Source organism: Pseudomonas sp. NBRC 111140 (genome assembly GCF_001320885.1).
GTDB classification, from domain to species: Bacteria; Pseudomonadota; Gammaproteobacteria; order Pseudomonadales; family Pseudomonadaceae; genus Aquipseudomonas; species Aquipseudomonas putida_P.
Window position 1 is genome coordinate 20,544 of record NZ_BCBQ01000067.1, and the last position, 15,249, is coordinate 35,792.

Annotated in this window: 15 protein-coding genes and 3 pseudogenes; 4 read left to right on the top strand and 14 right to left on the bottom strand. The window is 62.5% G+C overall.

All coding sequences use genetic code 11. The annotated features are described in order from the left end of the window. The first annotated feature begins 145 nt into the window (after nucleotides 1–145). From APH42_RS19940 to APH42_RS19950, 3 genes are all read left to right on the top strand, one after another. Nucleotides 146–943, top strand: a complete 798-nt coding sequence (locus tag APH42_RS19940) for a transporter substrate-binding domain-containing protein (RefSeq protein WP_025752328.1) — start codon at nucleotides 146–148, stop codon at nucleotides 941–943. 79 nt (nucleotides 944–1,022) lie between these two features. Continuing rightward, the gene (locus tag APH42_RS19945; RefSeq protein WP_012274579.1) at nucleotides 1,023–1,985 is read left to right on the top strand and encodes an amino acid ABC transporter permease; all 963 of its coding nucleotides are present in this window, start codon (nucleotides 1,023–1,025) and stop codon (nucleotides 1,983–1,985) included. Further along, complete coding sequence (locus APH42_RS19950; RefSeq protein ID WP_003249271.1) at nucleotides 1,978–2,712, top strand: amino acid ABC transporter ATP-binding protein; 735 nt, start codon at nucleotides 1,978–1,980, stop codon at nucleotides 2,710–2,712. The genes APH42_RS19945 and APH42_RS19950 overlap by 8 nt, the downstream gene beginning before the upstream one ends. A gap of 34 nt (nucleotides 2,713–2,746) precedes the next feature. Here APH42_RS19950 and APH42_RS30860 read toward each other — a convergent pair whose 3' ends face one another. The 13 genes and pseudogenes from APH42_RS30860 to ubiE form a co-directional block, all read right to left on the bottom strand. Then, nucleotides 2,747–3,619 (bottom strand): methyl-accepting chemotaxis protein, encoded by an 873-nt coding sequence (locus tag APH42_RS30860; protein ID WP_371039674.1) that lies wholly within the window; start codon nucleotides 3,617–3,619, stop codon nucleotides 2,747–2,749. After that, nucleotides 3,602–4,690, bottom strand: a pseudogene (locus APH42_RS30865) (methyl-accepting chemotaxis protein); the annotation flags it as partial. The gene APH42_RS30860 and the pseudogene APH42_RS30865, both read right to left, overlap by 18 nt. Nucleotides 4,691–4,852: 162 nt before the next feature. Next, nucleotides 4,853–5,725 (bottom strand): methyl-accepting chemotaxis protein, encoded by an 873-nt coding sequence (locus APH42_RS30870; RefSeq protein ID WP_371039675.1) that lies wholly within the window; start codon nucleotides 5,723–5,725, stop codon nucleotides 4,853–4,855. After that, nucleotides 5,708–6,769, bottom strand: a pseudogene (locus APH42_RS30875) (methyl-accepting chemotaxis protein); the annotation flags it as partial. The pseudogene APH42_RS30875 and the gene APH42_RS30870, both read right to left, overlap by 18 nt. A 101-nt stretch (nucleotides 6,770–6,870) precedes the next feature. Beyond that, nucleotides 6,871–7,578, bottom strand: coding sequence for a 16S rRNA (uracil(1498)-N(3))-methyltransferase (locus APH42_RS19965; protein ID WP_012274576.1), 708 nt, complete (start codon nucleotides 7,576–7,578; stop codon nucleotides 6,871–6,873). Beyond that, nucleotides 7,575–8,363, bottom strand: coding sequence for a twin-arginine translocase subunit TatC (gene tatC, locus APH42_RS19970; protein ID WP_012274575.1), 789 nt, complete (start codon nucleotides 8,361–8,363; stop codon nucleotides 7,575–7,577). Before tatC ends, APH42_RS19965 begins: the two co-directional genes overlap by 4 nt. After that, the gene (gene tatB, locus APH42_RS19975; protein ID WP_012274574.1) at nucleotides 8,360–8,737 is read right to left on the bottom strand and encodes a Sec-independent protein translocase protein TatB; all 378 of its coding nucleotides are present in this window, start codon (nucleotides 8,735–8,737) and stop codon (nucleotides 8,360–8,362) included. Before tatB ends, tatC begins: the two co-directional genes overlap by 4 nt. A 3-nt stretch (nucleotides 8,738–8,740) precedes the next feature. Beyond that, entirely contained in the window at nucleotides 8,741–9,013 is a 273-nt protein-coding gene (locus tag APH42_RS19980; RefSeq protein WP_012274573.1) for a twin-arginine translocase TatA/TatE family subunit, read from the bottom strand. A 25-nt stretch (nucleotides 9,014–9,038) separates the two neighbouring features. Beyond that, nucleotides 9,039–9,374, bottom strand: a complete 336-nt coding sequence (locus APH42_RS19985) for a phosphoribosyl-ATP diphosphatase (RefSeq protein WP_012274572.1) — start codon at nucleotides 9,372–9,374, stop codon at nucleotides 9,039–9,041. 1 nt (nucleotide 9,375) lies between these two features. Next, entirely contained in the window at nucleotides 9,376–9,768 is a 393-nt protein-coding gene (gene hisI / locus APH42_RS19990; protein WP_012274571.1) for a phosphoribosyl-AMP cyclohydrolase, read from the bottom strand. A 72-nt stretch (nucleotides 9,769–9,840) separates the two neighbouring features. Beyond that, entirely contained in the window at nucleotides 9,841–11,463 is a 1,623-nt protein-coding gene (gene ubiB, locus APH42_RS19995) for a ubiquinone biosynthesis regulatory protein kinase UbiB (RefSeq protein WP_060494071.1), read from the bottom strand. Further along, nucleotides 11,460–12,083 carry an SCP2 domain-containing protein gene (locus APH42_RS20000; protein ID WP_012274569.1) on the bottom strand — a complete coding sequence of 208 codons (624 nt, stop codon included), beginning with the start codon at nucleotides 12,081–12,083 and terminating at the stop codon, nucleotides 11,460–11,462. The genes ubiB and APH42_RS20000 overlap by 4 nt, the downstream gene beginning before the upstream one ends. Further along, entirely contained in the window at nucleotides 12,083–12,853 is a 771-nt protein-coding gene (ubiE, locus tag APH42_RS20005) for a bifunctional demethylmenaquinone methyltransferase/2-methoxy-6-polyprenyl-1,4-benzoquinol methylase UbiE (RefSeq protein WP_012274568.1), read from the bottom strand. The genes APH42_RS20000 and ubiE overlap by 1 nt, the downstream gene beginning before the upstream one ends. A 124-nt stretch (nucleotides 12,854–12,977) precedes the next feature. Between ubiE and APH42_RS20010 the strand changes: the two genes are divergently transcribed. Next, nucleotides 12,978–13,253 carry a polyhydroxyalkanoic acid system family protein gene (locus tag APH42_RS20010; RefSeq protein WP_012274567.1) on the top strand — a complete coding sequence of 92 codons (276 nt, stop codon included), beginning with the start codon at nucleotides 12,978–12,980 and terminating at the stop codon, nucleotides 13,251–13,253. A 12-nt stretch (nucleotides 13,254–13,265) separates the two neighbouring features. On the opposite strand, the pseudogene APH42_RS30195 reads toward APH42_RS20010, so the two are convergent. Continuing rightward, nucleotides 13,266–15,249: pseudogene (locus tag APH42_RS30195) on the bottom strand (hypothetical protein); the annotation flags it as partial.

The window sequence follows — 15,249 nt, forward strand, 5'->3', positions numbered from 1 at the left end:
ACCGATTTTGGCCAACAAAGTCCCCCCCAGCTCTAGGTCCCCGGGCCGCCATGCGTTAGCATCCCTCTCCGATACGACTCATCGGCCTGCACGGCCGTGCCAACAATAAGATTCGCTACTTTTCTTGCTAGGGGACTTGGTGATGATCAAGAAATACCTTTCGCGACTGTTGGTCGGTGTTACCGCCCTGGTCGCCGTGACAGCGGCCCAGGCGGGCGCCATCGATGACGCGGTCAAGCGCGGCACCTTGCGGGTGGGCATGGACCCGACCTACATGCCGTTCCAGATGACCAACAAGCGTGGCGAGATCATCGGCTTCGAAGTCGATATCCTCAAAGCCATGGCCAAGTCGATGGGCGTCAAGTTCGAGGCAGTGTCCACCGCCTATGACGGCATCATCCCGGCCCTGCTGACCGACAAGTTCGACATGATCGGCAGCGGCATGACCCTGACCCAGGAGCGCAACCTGCGCCTGAACTTCAGCGAACCCTTCATCGTGGTTGGTCAGACCCTGCTGATCCGCAAGGAGCTGGCTGGCGAGATCAAGTCGTACAAGGACCTGAACAACGAGAAGTACCGCCTGACGTCCAAGCTGGGCACCACCGGCGAAATGGTTTCCAAGAAGTTGATCGGCAAAGCCAAGTACCACGGCTACGACAACGAGCAGGAAGCGGTGATGGACGTGGTCAACGGCAAGGCCGATGCCTTCGTCTATGACGCCCCATACAACGTGGTTGCCGTGGAAAAAGCCGGCGCCGGCAAGCTGCTGTTCCTCGAAGAGCCCTTCACCTACGAGCCGCTGGCCTTCGGCCTGAAGAAAGGCGACTACGACAGCATCAACTTCATCAACAACTTCCTGCACCAGATCAAGCATGACGGGACCTACGATCGTATCCACGACAAGTGGTTCAAGAACAAGGACTGGCTGAAGGAAATGGAATAAGGCCCAGGCCAAAAGCCCGGCTTTATGACCCCGACGCGCAGGCAAACCCTGCGCGTTCGCATTTACGGAAGTACCCCACGTGATCAAACACAAGAAAGCCCAGTGGCCCTGGCACGGGCTGACCGCCCTGGTCCTGGTGGGCCTGGCGCTCAGCCTGTACATGGCCACTTCGATGATTTCCTACGAGTGGCGCTGGAACCGCGTACCGCAGTACTTTGCCTACAAGGCCGAGGAAACACAGCGCGCTGCCAATTACGGCACCGTGCAGGAAATCGTCATCTCCGGCGATAACGCTCGCGTCACGCTGAAGGACGAGAGCGGTGCCGAGCAAGTGCTCGATGTGGCCAAGGACAGCCTGCAGCTGAGCCGTGGCGACGATGTCGCCGAAGGCGACCCGATTGGTGTAACCCGGCATTGGGCAGCGGGCCCGCTGGCCTGGGGCCTTTGGACCACCTTGTGGATCTCGGTGGTGTCCGGGGCGCTGGGCCTGGTGATCGGCCTGTTCGCTGGCTTGTGCCGGTTGTCCAACAACCCCACCCTGCGCGACCTGTCGACCGTTTATGTCGAACTGGTGCGCGGCACGCCGCTGCTGGTGCAGATCTTCATCTTCTACTTCTTCATCGGCACTGTGCTCAACCTGTCCCGGGAATTTGCCGGGGTGGCGGCGCTGGCGCTGTTCACTGGCGCCTACGTGGCCGAAATTGTCCGTGCCGGCGTGCAGTCGATCGCCAAGGGCCAGAATGAAGCAGCTCGTTCCCTGGGCCTGAACGCTGGCCAGTCGATGCGCCACGTCATCTTGCCGCAGGCGTTCAAACGTGTGCTGCCACCGCTGGCCGGCCAGTTCATCAGCCTGGTCAAGGACACTTCGCTGGTGTCGGTAATCGCCATCACCGAGCTGACCAAGAGTGGCCGTGAGGCTATCACCACCTCGTTCTCTACCTTCGAAATCTGGTTCTGCGTGGCAGGCCTGTACCTGCTGATCAACCTGCCGCTGTCGCACATTGCCAGTCGGCTCGAGCGGAGGCTTGCGCAAAGTGATTGAAGTCCGTGACCTGCTGAAAGTCTTCGACACCCGTGGCCAGGTGGTACGGGCTGTGGATAACGTCACCACCCAGGTCGCCAAGGGCGAAGTGGTGGTAGTGCTCGGCCCGTCGGGGTCGGGCAAGTCGACCTTCCTGCGTTGCCTCAACGGCCTGGAGCATTTCGACCAGGGCCATGTGGCCATCGACGGTCTGCAGCTGGCCGACCCCAAGACCGACATCAACGCCTACCGCCGCGAAGTCGGCATGGTGTTCCAGCACTTCAACCTGTTCCCGCACATGACCGTGCTGGAAAACCTGTGCCTGGCGCAGAAGGTGGTGCGCAAGCGCAACAAGGCTGACCGCGAAGCCAAGGCCCGGGCGCTGCTGGAAAAGGTCGGCATTGCGCAAAAGGCCAACGAGTTCCCGTCTCGGCTTTCTGGCGGGCAGCAGCAGCGCGTAGCGATTGCCCGAGCGCTGGCGATGGACCCGAAAGTGATGCTGTTCGACGAACCAACCTCGGCGCTCGACCCGGAAATGGTCGGCGAGGTACTGGACGTGATGAAGACCTTGGCCCAGGAAGGCATGACCATGGTCTGCGTCACCCACGAAATGGGCTTTGCCCGCGAAGTGGCCGACCGTGTGCTGTTCTTCGATCATGGCAAGCTGCTGGAGGATTCGGCCCCGGCCGCGTTCTTCGCCGCCCCGAAAGACCCGCGTGCGCAGGCCTTCCTGCGCCAGGTGCTGTAACCGCATGGGGGGCGCTTTGCGCCCCCCAGCAATTTCAGATGTTGAACCGCCCCACCATCCCCCGCAACTGCTGCCCCAGCTGCTCCAGCTCCCCGCTCGAAGCCGCCGTCTGTTCACTGGCCGCACTGGTCTGATCCGACACATCCCGCACGTTGATCACACTGCGGTTGATCTGCTCGGCCACCACGCTCTGTTCTTCACTGGCCGTGGCGATTTGCTGGTTCATGCCCTGAATGCTCGACACCGTATCGGTTATCTGGCCCAACGCCTGCCCGGCCTTGCGGCTCAGCTCCACGCTTTGCTCGGTCAGGCTCTTGCTGCTGTCCAGCAGGCGGGTCACTTCGTCGGTACCGTTGTGCAGGCTGTCGATCAACTGGCCAATCTCCTCGGTCGCCGTCGAGGTGCGCTGGGCCAGGCCCCGCACTTCATCGGCCACCACGGCAAAGCCACGCCCGGCTTCTCCCGCCCGTGCAGCTTCGATCGCCGCGTTCAGGGCCAGCAGGTTGGTCTGTTCGGATACCGACTTGATCACGTCGAGGATGCTGCCAATGCGCTGGCTCTCGCCCGCCAGGTGTTGCATGGCCGCCAGGCAATGGTCCATCTGCCCGGCCAGTTGTTCGATACGGCCGATGGCCTCTGCCACCACTCGGTCGCCCAGTTGTGCCTGCTGGTCGGCGTTACTCGCGGCCAGCGAGGCCTGCTCGGCGTTCTGTGCCACTTCCTGTACGGTGGCGCTCATCTGGTTCATGGCGGTGGCCACTTGGTCGGTCTCTTCGCGCTGTTGGTTGATGCGCAGCTTGGTGTCCTCGCTACTGGCCGCCAACTGAGTGGCGGCCTGTGACAGTTGGCCGACACCCTGGTCGATGCCACCGATCAGTTCGCGCAGGCTCAAGGTCATCTGGCGCATGCTGGTTTGCAGCTGGCCCATTTCGTCGCGGCGGTGCACTGCGTCAACCTGGCTCAGGTCACCCTTGGCGATACGCGCGGCCACGGCGAGTGTCTGGCGCAACGGTTGGGTGATCTGCACGGTGATCAGCCAGGCGGCCAATACCCCTACCACCAGTGCCATCAGCGCCACGCTGGTCAGCAGCGAGCGGGCGGCCAGGGCCTCACTGTCGCGTTGTTCGACCTTGCGTTTGCCCAGTTCGAGGCTCGTCGCCCGCAGCTCGGTGCCCATGATGTCCAGGTTGTTCTGCAACTGCTCGACACGTACGGCGGCGTGGCGGTACTGCTCAAGGCTGGCGCGGTACTTGGCCAGCTCGACACCAGGCTGCTCGCTGACTGCGCGTGGCAAGCCCAGCGGCGCAAGGCCTGCAAGCAGTTGCCCGAGGCTACTGTTGGCGGCATCCAGGGCGTTGTCGCCGACTTTGGCGAAATCCTCGACCGGATCGAAGGTATAGGCCGGCACCAGGCTTTGCTGGTTGGCCCCGTCGACATGCCGGGTGAGGGTGTCCATCAGCCCCAGTACACCGTTTTGCTGGCTGTCTGCAGGCATCTTCAGTAAAGCCTGGGTTTGCAGTTCGTCGATCGCCTCGTTGAGTTTCTGCTCCTGTATCTGCATGGCCTTACGCAAGCCAGTACGCTTGGCGACGTATTGCTGCAGTTCGCTGAAGTCGCTGCGCATGCGCTGCAACAGTGCCAGGTCTTTAGCCAGCAACTGCCGTGATTCATCGATGCTGCTGCGATGCTGCAACGTGGTCAGGAGGTTTTCGAGCTGGTCGTAGATGCCGGTCATGCGCGTCTTGCTGGTGTCGTCGCTGAGCACGCGGTAGGTGATGCGTTCTGCGCGCAGGTCTTTGCCCAGGTCGTTGATCAGGTTTATTTCGCCGAGCTGCTGCGAGCGCACGATCGCGCCATCCAGGGCGCGCCAGCCACTGAGTGTGGTGGCCAGGGTGAGTAGCAGGACCACGGCGAAGCCGAGGGCCAGCTTGGCAGCGACACTGATGTTGCCGAGCTTGCGGTTGAGGTAGCCGAGCATGGGGAATCTCCGAGCGATTGGGAAAATGCATGCAGGCGTATTGCCGGCATCACATCCCTGCCAATCGGCAGCGGAGTTGTAGGACTTGACCTGATAATCAGGTAGGAAATTTCACTGCTGCATGTAGGATGGTTCGCCTGTACAGGCGAACCACCTCTCAGCTCAGAGCTTGAACCGCCCCACCAACCCCTGCAGGTGGGTCCCCAGCCGCGCCAGCTCAACGCTGGAGCTGGCCGTCTCTTCGCTGGCCGCCGAGGTCTGGTCAGAAATATCCCGCACATTCATCACGCTGCGGTTGATCTCCTCGGCCACGGCTGTCTGTTCCTCTGCCGCCGTGGCAATCTGCTGGTTCATCGCCTGAATCGACGACACGGTACGGGTGATGGTTTCCAGCGAGCTGCCGGCGCGGCGGGTCAGCTCGACGCTGCTGTCGGTCAGTTGGCGGCTGTTGTCCATCACGCTGGCCACCCGTTGGGTGCCGCTTTGCAGGCCGGCAATCAGCTCTTCGATCTCTTCAGTCGACTGCTGGGTGCGTTGGGCCAGGCTGCGCACTTCGTCGGCCACCACGGCAAAGCCACGCCCGGCCTCACCGGCGCGGGCGGCTTCGATCGCCGCGTTGAGGGCCAGCAGGTTGGTTTGCTGGGCCACCGACTTGATCACGTCGAGCACGCTGCCGATTTTGTCGCTTTCGGCCTTGAGCTGGTTCATCGCTTCGCTGGAGTTGATCACTTCGCCCGCCAGGCGCTCGATCTGCGCCACCGCTTCGCCCACCACCCGGTCGCCTTCACGGGCCTGCTGGTCGGCCATCAAGGCGGCTTCCGAGGCCTGTTCGGCATTGCGCGCTACTTCGTGCACGGTGGCCGTCATCTGGTTCATGGCAGTCGCCACTTGGTCGGTTTCGACCTTCTGGTTGTTGACCCCGGCGCTGGTCTGCTCGGTGACGGCCGACAGTTGCTCGGCAGCGCTGGCGATCTGCGTGACGCCGTCGCCAATGCCGCCGATCAGTTCCCGCAAGCCTTGGGTCATGCGCTGCATGCTGGCCTGCAACTGGCCCAGTTCGTCGCGACGTTGCACTTGCAGGTTCTGGGTCAGGTCGCCACTGGCCACGCGCTCGGCGGCGCGCAAGGTTTGGCGCAGGGGGATGATGATCTGCCGGGTAATGGCCCAGGCGGCCAGCAGGCCGAGGGCTAGGGCCAGCACCGTGGCCACGGCGAGCAGGGTCTTGGCCTGGGCTGCGCCTGCGTCACGTACCTCGGTCTGCGATGTGGTCATCGCCTGGCTGGTCTGCAGCAGCAGCGTACCTTGCTCGGCCATGTGCTGCAGGGCCTGCTCGCTGGCGGCCTGGGCATTGCCGAACTGGGTGACCGCATCGCGGTAGCCGCCCATGGCAGTGGCAGCATCGTCGAGGCCGGCGGCATGTTCGGCCGACACTTTGGCCGGCAATGCGCGCAGCTCGGCCAGGGCCTGGTCGATGGCCTTCAGCGCCGTTTGCTGGAACTCGGCATTGCCGCTGTAGGTGTAGCCACGCACCTGGAAGCGGGCTTGCTGGAGCAGGGCGCTCACCTCCACAGCGTGCTGGTACTGGTTGATATCGCCACCTTGCAGCAGGCCCCGCTGCACGCGGCCGATCAGCTCTGCGGCCTTGTCGGCGCTGTCGCCAAGCACACTACGGCTGGCCTCGCGGCGCTGGCCGGCCTGCTTCAGCTCGTTGAATGCCTGCTGGTAGATGCGCACAGCCTCACGCTGCTGCTCCAGGCGCTGGCGGTCGGCGGGGTGTTCGATCTGCCCGAGCATCAGCTGCACCTGGCGGTCGAGGTTGGCCAGGGCTTTTTCCAGCTCGGCCACCGACGCATCATCACTGCGGCGCTCGTAATGCTGGCGGGCAATGCGCAGTTCCTGGGTGTACTGCTGGATGACCGAGATGTTACCCAGCTTGTCGCCACGGTCGATGATGCTGTCCATGCCGTGCCAGCCGGCCAGGGTAATGGCCAAGGTCAACAGCAGCACCAGGCCGAAGCCCAGCCCCAATTTGCGATTGACGCTCACATTGCCCAGCGATTGGGCTAACCATTGATACATGTACGACTCCCCGGCGGCTTGGCAGCACAAATAGTTGTTGTGTTGCCAAGGCCATCGGCCCCGGGGAGGGAAACTTGATGGGTGAAAAAGGGGCGTTTACGTCAGAAAATACGCGAAAGCAGCGCGGTGACGGCGGTCTCTACCCGTAGGATGCGATCACCCAATTGCACCGGTGCCAGCCCAGCCTTGCCCAGCAGCTCGATTTCGTAGGGGATCCAGCCGCCCTCGGGGCCAATGGCCAGGGTTACGGCTTGCTCCACGGCACGCGGGCAGGCGGGGTAGGGGCCGGGGTGGCCGACCAGGCCCAGGGTGCCAGTGGCGATGGCGGGTAGCCGATCTTCGACGAAAGGCTTGAAACGTTTCTCGATGATCACCTCGGGCAGCACCGTGTCCCGCGCCTGTTCCAGGCCGAGGATCAGGTTTTCGCGAATGCTCTCGGGCTGCAGGAAAGGCGTTTGCCAGAAGCTTTTCTCGACCTTGTAGCTGTTTACCAGGATCAGCCGTGATACGCCGAGGGTGGCCACGGTCTGGAACAGCCGCCGCAGCATTTTGGGTCGCGGCACCGCCAATATGAGGGTTAATGGCAGCTTGGCCGGTGGTGGCTGGTCGAAGGCTACTTCAAGTTCGGCTTCGTGCTTTTCCAGGCGCAGCACCGTGGCTTTGCCCATCAGGCCGTTGATGCGGCCCACGCGCAGGTTGTCACCCACCGCCACGCGATGGATTTCCTGCATGTGGATGAAGCGTCGGTCGGCGAGAACGACGCGGTCGGCCGAGACGAAGTCGGCCTCTTCAAGAAGCAACAGGTTCACGGTTGGGTCGCAGGTGGCTGGTCGTTGTGGTCGTTGGCTTCTTCGTCGTGGGCACTACGCTTGCGGATCAGGCTGCCGCACAGCACACCGACCTCGAACAGCAGCCACATGGGCACGGCCAGCAAAGTCTGGGAGAAGATGTCCGGCGGGGTGAGGACCATGCCGACCACGAAACAGCCGATGATCACGTAGGGGCGGATCTTCTTCAGGTACTTCACGTCGACCACGCCGATCCACACCAGCAGCACCACCGCCACCGGGATTTCGAAGGCAACGCCAAAGGCGAAGAACAGCGTCATCACGAAGTCGAGGTAGTTGGCGATGTCGGTCATCATTGCCACGCCTGCCGGGGTGGCGGCGGCAAAGAACTTGAACATCAGCGGGAACACCAGGAAATAGGCAAAGGCCATACCGGCGTAGAACAACAGAATGCTCGACACCAGCAGTGGAATGGCAATGCGTTTTTCATGGCGGTACAGCCCTGGCGCGATAAAGCCCCAGATCTGCTGGAGAATGAACGGGATGGCCAGGAACAGCGACACGATCATGGTCAGCTTGAACGGCGTGAGGAACGGCGAGGCCACGTCGGTGGCGATCATCGTCGCGTTGGCCGGCAAATGGTCGCGCAGAGGCGCCGAGACCAGGGTGTAGATCTGCTGGGCGAAGGAGAACAGCCCGGCAAAGATCAGGAAAATGACGGCAACGCAGCGCAGCAGGCGGGTGCGCAGTTCGGTCAGGTGCGAAACCAGCGGCATAGGCTGGTCGTGTTCCGGATTCTCGCTCATGGGGCTCGCGGCGGTTGAGGCGGTTCAGAAGGTGCGACCGGGGCGGCAGGTGCTTCGACCGGCCTGGCTTCGAGCCCGGCAGGCGGCTGCACGCTGGCCGTGGTTACCGGCGGCTGCGCGGGTGGCGTCAGCGGGTTGAGGATGCGCTTGGCTTCCTCTTCCATCTGCAGGATGTGCTCGTTGTGCAGCTGCCGGCGGATGTCGTCAGCGCCGATCTCGCGCTCCACTTCCATCTTGATGCTGTTGAAGCTGCGCTTGAGCCGGCCGATCCACAGCCCTGCCGTGCGTGCGGCACCCGGCAAGCGCTCGGGGCCGAGCACCAGCAGGGCGACCAGGCCTACGAGCAGCAGCTCGCTGAAACTGATGCCGAACATGGGTCAGTCTTTCCGCTGCGGCTCTTGGACCGGTTGGGCCTGGCCATCGATGGTGTGGCCTTGCTGCGGCTGCGCGGTGTTTTGCACCGGTGGCACGGGCTGGGCAGGCGGCGGCGTTTGCTCGGCTGGCTTGGTCTCTTCTTCGTTCATGGCCTTGCGGAAGCCCTTGATCGATTCGCCCAGGTCGCTGCCGAAGTTTTTCAGCTTCTTGGTGCCGAACACCAGGACCACGACGACCAACAGGACGATCCAGTGTTTCCAGTCAAAAATACCCATGGTGCTCTCCTAGAATGCTTTGTGCTCAAGCCGAGGGCTGACGCGCGGCCTTTTCATCGTGCCCGGAAAGCCCGAAACGGCGCTCCAGCTCATCGAGTACGGCTTGTGGATGCTGGCCCAGTGCGCTGAGCATCACCAGGCTATGAAACCACAGGTCGGCGGTTTCGTAGATGACATCGCTGTAATCCTTGCTGTGCTCGGCATCCTTGGCAGCAATGATCGTTTCGACCGACTCTTCGCCGAGCTTTTCGAGAATCTTGTTCAGGCCCTTGTGGTACAGGCTGGCCACATAGGAGCTGTCAGGCGCCGCGTGCTTGCGTTCTTCAAGCACTTCGGCCAGGCGGTTGAGGGTGTCGCTCATGTCAGTGTCCTGCGCTGTAGATGGCATCCGGGTCCTTCAGGACCGGGTCGACGATTTTCCACTGGCCGTCTTCATACACGCGGTAGAAGCAGCTTTCACGGCCGGTATGGCAGGCGATATGGCCCAGTTGCTCGACCATCAGGATGATCACGTCGGCGTCGCAGTCCAGGCGCAGCTCATGCAGCTTTTGCACGTGCCCGGATTCCTCGCCTTTGCGCCACAGCTTGCCGCGCGAACGCGACCAGTAGATGGCGCGTTGCTCGGTGGCGGTCAGGGCCAGCGATTCACGGTTCATCCAAGCCATCATCAGCACGCGTCCGGTCTTGTGGTCCTGGGCGATCGCCGGTACCAGGCCATCGCTGTTCCACTTGATCTCGTCCAGCCAGTCTTTCATCGTCGACTCCAAAGCGGGCCCGCTCCTGTACCGGGCCCTTTGCGCTAGTGTGCCAGCCACGGGCGCGGCTGGCTATTGGCGCACGATCAGGTAAAGGCCGGCGGCCAGCATCAGCCAGGCCGGCCAGGCAGCAGGGGCGGCCAGGCTCGCGGCCTCGGCGGCGCCTGCGGCCAATACCGCACCACCGCCGAGCAGGCCGGCACCCAGCAGGCGCAGTGCCCAGCGGTCACCCTGGCGGCGACGCTCCGGCAGTTGCGGGTCGTTCAGGTGCGGCTGCGACAGGCGTTCGAGCAGGTCGCGGGCCATGTTGGCCAGGTGCGGCAACTGCTCGACCTGTCCATGAATGTTGCCGAACACGGCCTTTGGGCTGTAGCGATCGCGCATCCAGCGTTCAAGGAACGGTTTGGCGGTGCTCCACAGGTCCAGGTCAGGGTACAGCTGGCGGCCCAGCCCTTCGATGTTGAGCAGGGTCTTCTGCAGCAGTACCAGCTGCGGTTGTACTTCCATGTTGAAGCGCCGTGCGGTCTGGAACAGGCGCATCAGCACCTGGCCGAAGGAAATATCCTTTAACGGTTTTTCGAAGATCGGCTCGCACACGGTGCGGATCGCCGCTTCGAACTCGTTGACCTTGGTGTGTGCCGGCACCCAGCCCGAGTCGATGTGCAACTGGGCAACGCGGCGGTAATCACGCTTGAAGAAGGCAATCAGGTTGCGCGCCAGGTAGTCCTGGTCCTCGGCGGTCAGGCTGCCGACAATGCCGCAGTCGATGGCGATGTACTGCGGGCTCCACGGTTTGACCGTGCTGACGAAGATGTTGCCGGGGTGCATGTCGGCGTGGAAGAAGCTGTCGCGGAACACCTGGGTGAAGAACACCTCCACGCCACGCTCGGCCAGCAGCTTCATGTCGGTGCGCTGGTCGGCCAGGGTGGCCATGTCGGTTACCGGTACGCCGTAGATGCGCTCCATTACCAGCACCTTGGGGCGGCACAGGTCCCAGTACACCTGGGGCACGTACATCAGCTCGGAGCCTTCGAAGTTGCGTCGCAGCTGGCTGGCGTTGGCCGCCTCGCGCAGCAGGTCGAGTTCGTCGTAGATGGTCTTTTCGTAGTCGCCGACGATTTCCACCGGGTGCAGGCGACGGGCATCGGCCGAGGCTCGCTCGGCGGCCTTGGCGATCAGGAACAGCCAGGCCAAGTCCTGGGCGATGACCGGCTTCAGGCCCGGGCGTACCACCTTGACCACCACCTCTTCACCGGTTTTCAGGCGGGCGGCATGTACCTGGGCCACCGAGGCCGAGGCCAGTGGCTCGACGTCAAAGCGGCTGAACACCTCGCCGACTTTCGCACCGAGCTGGTCCTCGATCAACGCCACGGCTTTTTGCGGGTCGAACGGTGGCACACGGTCCTGCAGCAGCATCAACTCGTCGGCGATGTCGGTGGGCAGCAGGTCGCGGCGGGTGGACAGCAGTTGGCCGAACTTGATGAAGATCGGCCCCAGGTCCTGCAGCGCCAGGCGCAGGCGCGCGCCACGGCTGAGTTCGGTGGGCTTGCGTGGCAGCCAGCGCCACGGCATCAGCAGGCGCAGGCTGGCCAGCCACCAAGGCAGCAGTGGCTGTTCGAACAACAGGTCATCGAGACGGTAGCGGATCACCACACGCTGGATGCGAAAAAGACGGCGGACGGCGAGCAGCTTCATGCGTTATCGCTGGTATCAAGGGATCGGGAGAGGCGCTTGAGGCGCGCCTCGAGGCGTTCTGTATCGAGCTTCAGGGCATCGAGTTCGCTGAAGGCGGCTTCGGCTTCGCGCTTGCCGACCAGGGTGCGGGACTCTTCGGCCAGGTACTCGGACAGGTTCTGGCTGAAACGTGCCAGGCCTTGGCGGGTCCAGCGTGCACGCAGGCGGATATGGCCGGCCAGCATGGCCGTGGCGACGGGGCCGAGCCAGCGTTGCAGCTCGTGCTCCCAGTCCAGCTCCAGGTCCTGCAGCACGCCGAACAGGTCGAGCAGTACGGCACTGTCGCCATGCAGCTCGACCTGCGGGCTGTGCAGCACAGCGGTCTTGTCCCTGGCCAGGGCCAGCTGCGCCAGGCTGCCAGCCGGGGCACGCAGGCTGCAGTCGACTTCGCCCTCCCAGTGGGCGGCGAGCATCAGGCCGTCTTCATCGGGCAGGATGAACACCTGCAGGGCCGGTTGGCGGCAGTCGATCTCGATGACCTTGCCTTCCAGCGCGGCCAGGCGCGGCAGGGCCGTGCTGTCCATGCGCAGGACGCGGTTCAGGCCATGTTCGACGCTGGCGAGCAGCCCGGCCAGCAGCATCAGGGCTTGATCCCCCGGTGTACGGCAACGATACCGCTGGTCATGTTGTGGTAGGTGACGCGGTCGAAGCCGGCCTCGACCATCATGCTCTTGAGGGTTTCCTGGTCCGGGTGCATGCGGATCGACTCGGCGAGGTAACGGTAGCTCTCGGCGTCATTGGTGATCAGCTTGCCGGCCAGCGGCATGAAGGCGAACGAGTAAGCGTCGTAGGCCCTGGACATCAGCTTGTTGGTCGGCTTGGAGAACTCCAGGATCAACAGGCGGCCACCGGGCTTGAGCACGCGCAACATCGAACGGATGGCTTCGTCTTTGTGGGTGACGTTGCGCAGGCCGAAGGCGATGGTCACGCAGTCGAAGTGGTTGTCCGGGAACGGCAGCTTTTCGGCGTCGGCCTGGACGAACTCGATGTTGCCGGCCACACCACGGTCAAGCAGGCGGTCACGGCCAACCTTGAGCATCGAATCGTTGATGTCGGCCAGTACCACTTGCCCGGTCGGGCCTACCAGGCGCGAGAACTTGGCCGCCAGGTCACCGGTGCCGCCGGCAATGTCCAGTACGCGGTTGCCGCTGCGCACACCCGACAGCTCGATGGTAAAGCGCTTCCACAGCCGGTGCATGCCGCCGGACAGCACGTCGTTCATCAGGTCGTACTTGGCGGCTACCGAGTGGAACACTTCGGCGACTTTCTTCGCCTTCTGGCTTTCAGGCACGTCCTGGTAGCCAAAATGAGTGGTGGGTTCGGCGTGGTCGCCTTTGCGCTGGTCGTTCATATCGCTTCACCGAAAAAAATTACCGCCATTCTAGGGCGAACGGGCGGATTTGTCTTGGCGGGGTGTGCCAGTGGGCAGGCGCGGGCATAATGCCAATTATGTCTACATCTTCAGGAATGCCCGCATGACCCAGATCAGCGTCGAACGCAAACACTCCCTCGGCCGCGATGCCGCCCGCGCCAAGGCCGAAGCGCTGGTCGACAAGCTCAGCCGCGAATATGACCTCAAGGCCACCTGGAACGGTGACCGGGTCGATGTGGCCCGCAGCGGCGCCAATGGCAGTGTGCACATCTTTGATGACAGCATCCGCGTGGAACTGAAGCTGGGCATGATGCTGTCGATGATGAGCGCCACCATCAAGGGTGAAATCGAGCGGGCGCTGGACAAGGCGCTGGCCTGACGCCTGCGGCCTTCAGCTATCGGGGAACGGGATGATGTCCTCGACCTGCTCGAGGCGCAGATCACCCCGGTAGATTTCGTATCGCTCTGCCGGGGCCTGTGCGCGTTGCAAACGCTCCTCGCGGCTCATGGTGTTCGGGAACTTCAAATGGCCTTTGGCAAAGCGCCGTGGGTTGGCATTTGCGCTGGTGTAGTGGAAATGCGCTTCCCAGAGCTTCTGCCTGGGTTCCAGGCGATAAACGTCATAGACATCCAGAAAGTCATTGGCCTTGAGCCTTTTGCGGGCCCTGGTGAGCTTGACCTCGATTTCGTTTGCCTCCAGGAGGAAATGCAGGGCCTTGCTGTCCGGGTGCTGAGTGCCCAGGTAGGCGGTGGTCAAGAGGCGCTTTTTTTCTGCCCGCACTTCGGTAACTGCCAGGTCCAGCCTGGTGGCCAGTGCATGCCCTTGGTCCGGGCCGGCGCGCAACGCGTCGGCGATGTCTGCCATGTCCTGAATGTAGAAATCAAGCTGGTCCGCCAGGCTGTTTGGCCCGTCCAGGTGGCGGGAGGCGTGGGCGATCCTGGTATCTTTCTGAGCCAGCAGGTCGGCGCCGGTGCGGCGCAAGCGCGTGTAGTCGGGTGTTGACGCAGCTTGCGGCACCGCTTCCCAGTGATCACCTTGTTGCTGATAGCGCGCAACCGTTTTTTCGGTCAACGGGTCGACCTGCACGGCTTCGTCGCCGTCCTTGGTTTCTTCGACCACCACTGATTTGCCCCGGCTGGTGCGGATAACCTTGCGTTTCACAGATCGCACTTTGTGGGTCAGCGGCTGTTCGAGCGCTGTTTCCTGCAGATCGGCCGCGGCAGAAGTGGCGGCCAAGTCACGCTCAGTCAGGGTTATCAGTGCATTCAGCTCTGCGATGTATTCGTTGAGTTTGCTGCTGTTCACCGCCGGAATGTTGCGTGAAAGCAAATACTCGGCATTGCCCAGTGACAGTTTGTATTCGCCTAACGCGCTTTCCAGTGGCTCTTTCTGTTCTTCTGGGGCCAGTTGGGCTGCAGCCAGGCTGTCGTGGCTAAGCAGCGCTTCGTGCAGTGGCTTGTTACGCAGGGTTTTATGCGAGAGCAGGACACTTTCGAAGTCCTCCGCAGTTAGCTGATCTCTGCTCACGACCAACTGATACAGGTCGCTCAGGATCTGAGCTCGGACCATCAGTGTGGAATATCGCCGGTTGTTGATGATGACATCGAGCTTCTTGCGTTTGCCAGAGAACTGGATCTGCCCATCTGTCAGTGCCTCGCTGAGGTTGTGGTCAAGGCGTTGGCTGACGTTGAAGAGGCGTCTATGGGTGGCCAGTGCTGCTTCGACCTTCTTGCTGTAGTCCAGGTACAGCTGTGCCTGCTCCTGGCCGAAGGGTAACTGCAAGAGCCGACGTGACTGGTCTTTAAGTGCGGCATAGTCATTCATATCGAGCAGTCGGTGGAACTGATGCAAGTCGGCGGTAAGCAACTGTTCCCACCATTGCCCACGGGCGAAGGAGGCCACTGCGTTGGGGTCGAATCTGGCGTATTTGGGGTCACTCATGCTGGCGAAGAGCTGCGCTTGATTCCTTATCAGCTCGGCCTGTTTTTCGTAGGTGAGGGCGAGCACATCAAAGTTCGCACGTGACTCGTTGCGCAGCGTGCGCAGTGCCCGCCGCCTTGCTTGCAGCTCCTCCGGCAGGTCGTCGAGGGCTGTGTCGGGGTAGGCATCGAGGGATCGCTGAAATGCCAGGTATGCCTCGTCATATGGCTTTACCCGTTGCAGATAGCCGTCGAGGAATATTTCTGTGTTGGTGAGCTTTTTGTCATTCGCCGCTCGGTCTTCCTGCATTTTCTTCAGCGCTTGTTTTTTTTCGTCGATCAGTGCCTTGGCTGTTCTCGGCATACCGCCCGACAGGTGCAAGTCGAGCATCCATTCACCGTTCCAGCGCGTCAGCCAAGGGCCGCGGCTGCGTTCGCGGCCGACAATGTAGTAG

Coding starts and splice junctions, on each gene's coding strand:
- ubiB (WP_060494071.1), bottom strand. CDS start 11,463: ATGAAGCTGCTCGCCGTCCGCCGTCTTTTTCGCATCCAGCGTGTGGTG.
- hisI (WP_012274571.1), bottom strand. CDS start 9,768: ATGAAAGACTGGCTGGACGAGATCAAGTGGAACAGCGATGGCCTGGTA.
- tatB (WP_012274574.1), bottom strand. CDS start 8,737: ATGTTCGGCATCAGTTTCAGCGAGCTGCTGCTCGTAGGCCTGGTCGCC.
- APH42_RS30870 (WP_371039675.1), bottom strand. CDS start 5,725: ATGCAGCGCATGACCCAAGGCTTGCGGGAACTGATCGGCGGCATTGGC.
- APH42_RS30860 (WP_371039674.1), bottom strand. CDS start 3,619: ATGCGCCAGATGACCTTGAGCCTGCGCGAACTGATCGGTGGCATCGAC.
- tatC (WP_012274575.1), bottom strand. CDS start 8,363: ATGAGCGAGAATCCGGAACACGACCAGCCTATGCCGCTGGTTTCGCAC.
- APH42_RS19980 (WP_012274573.1), bottom strand. CDS start 9,013: ATGGGTATTTTTGACTGGAAACACTGGATCGTCCTGTTGGTCGTCGTG.
- APH42_RS20010 (WP_012274567.1), top strand. CDS start 12,978: ATGACCCAGATCAGCGTCGAACGCAAACACTCCCTCGGCCGCGATGCC.
- APH42_RS19985 (WP_012274572.1), bottom strand. CDS start 9,374: ATGAGCGACACCCTCAACCGCCTGGCCGAAGTGCTTGAAGAACGCAAG.
- APH42_RS20000 (WP_012274569.1), bottom strand. CDS start 12,083: ATGCTGCTGGCCGGGCTGCTCGCCAGCGTCGAACATGGCCTGAACCGC.
- ubiE (WP_012274568.1), bottom strand. CDS start 12,853: ATGAACGACCAGCGCAAAGGCGACCACGCCGAACCCACCACTCATTTT.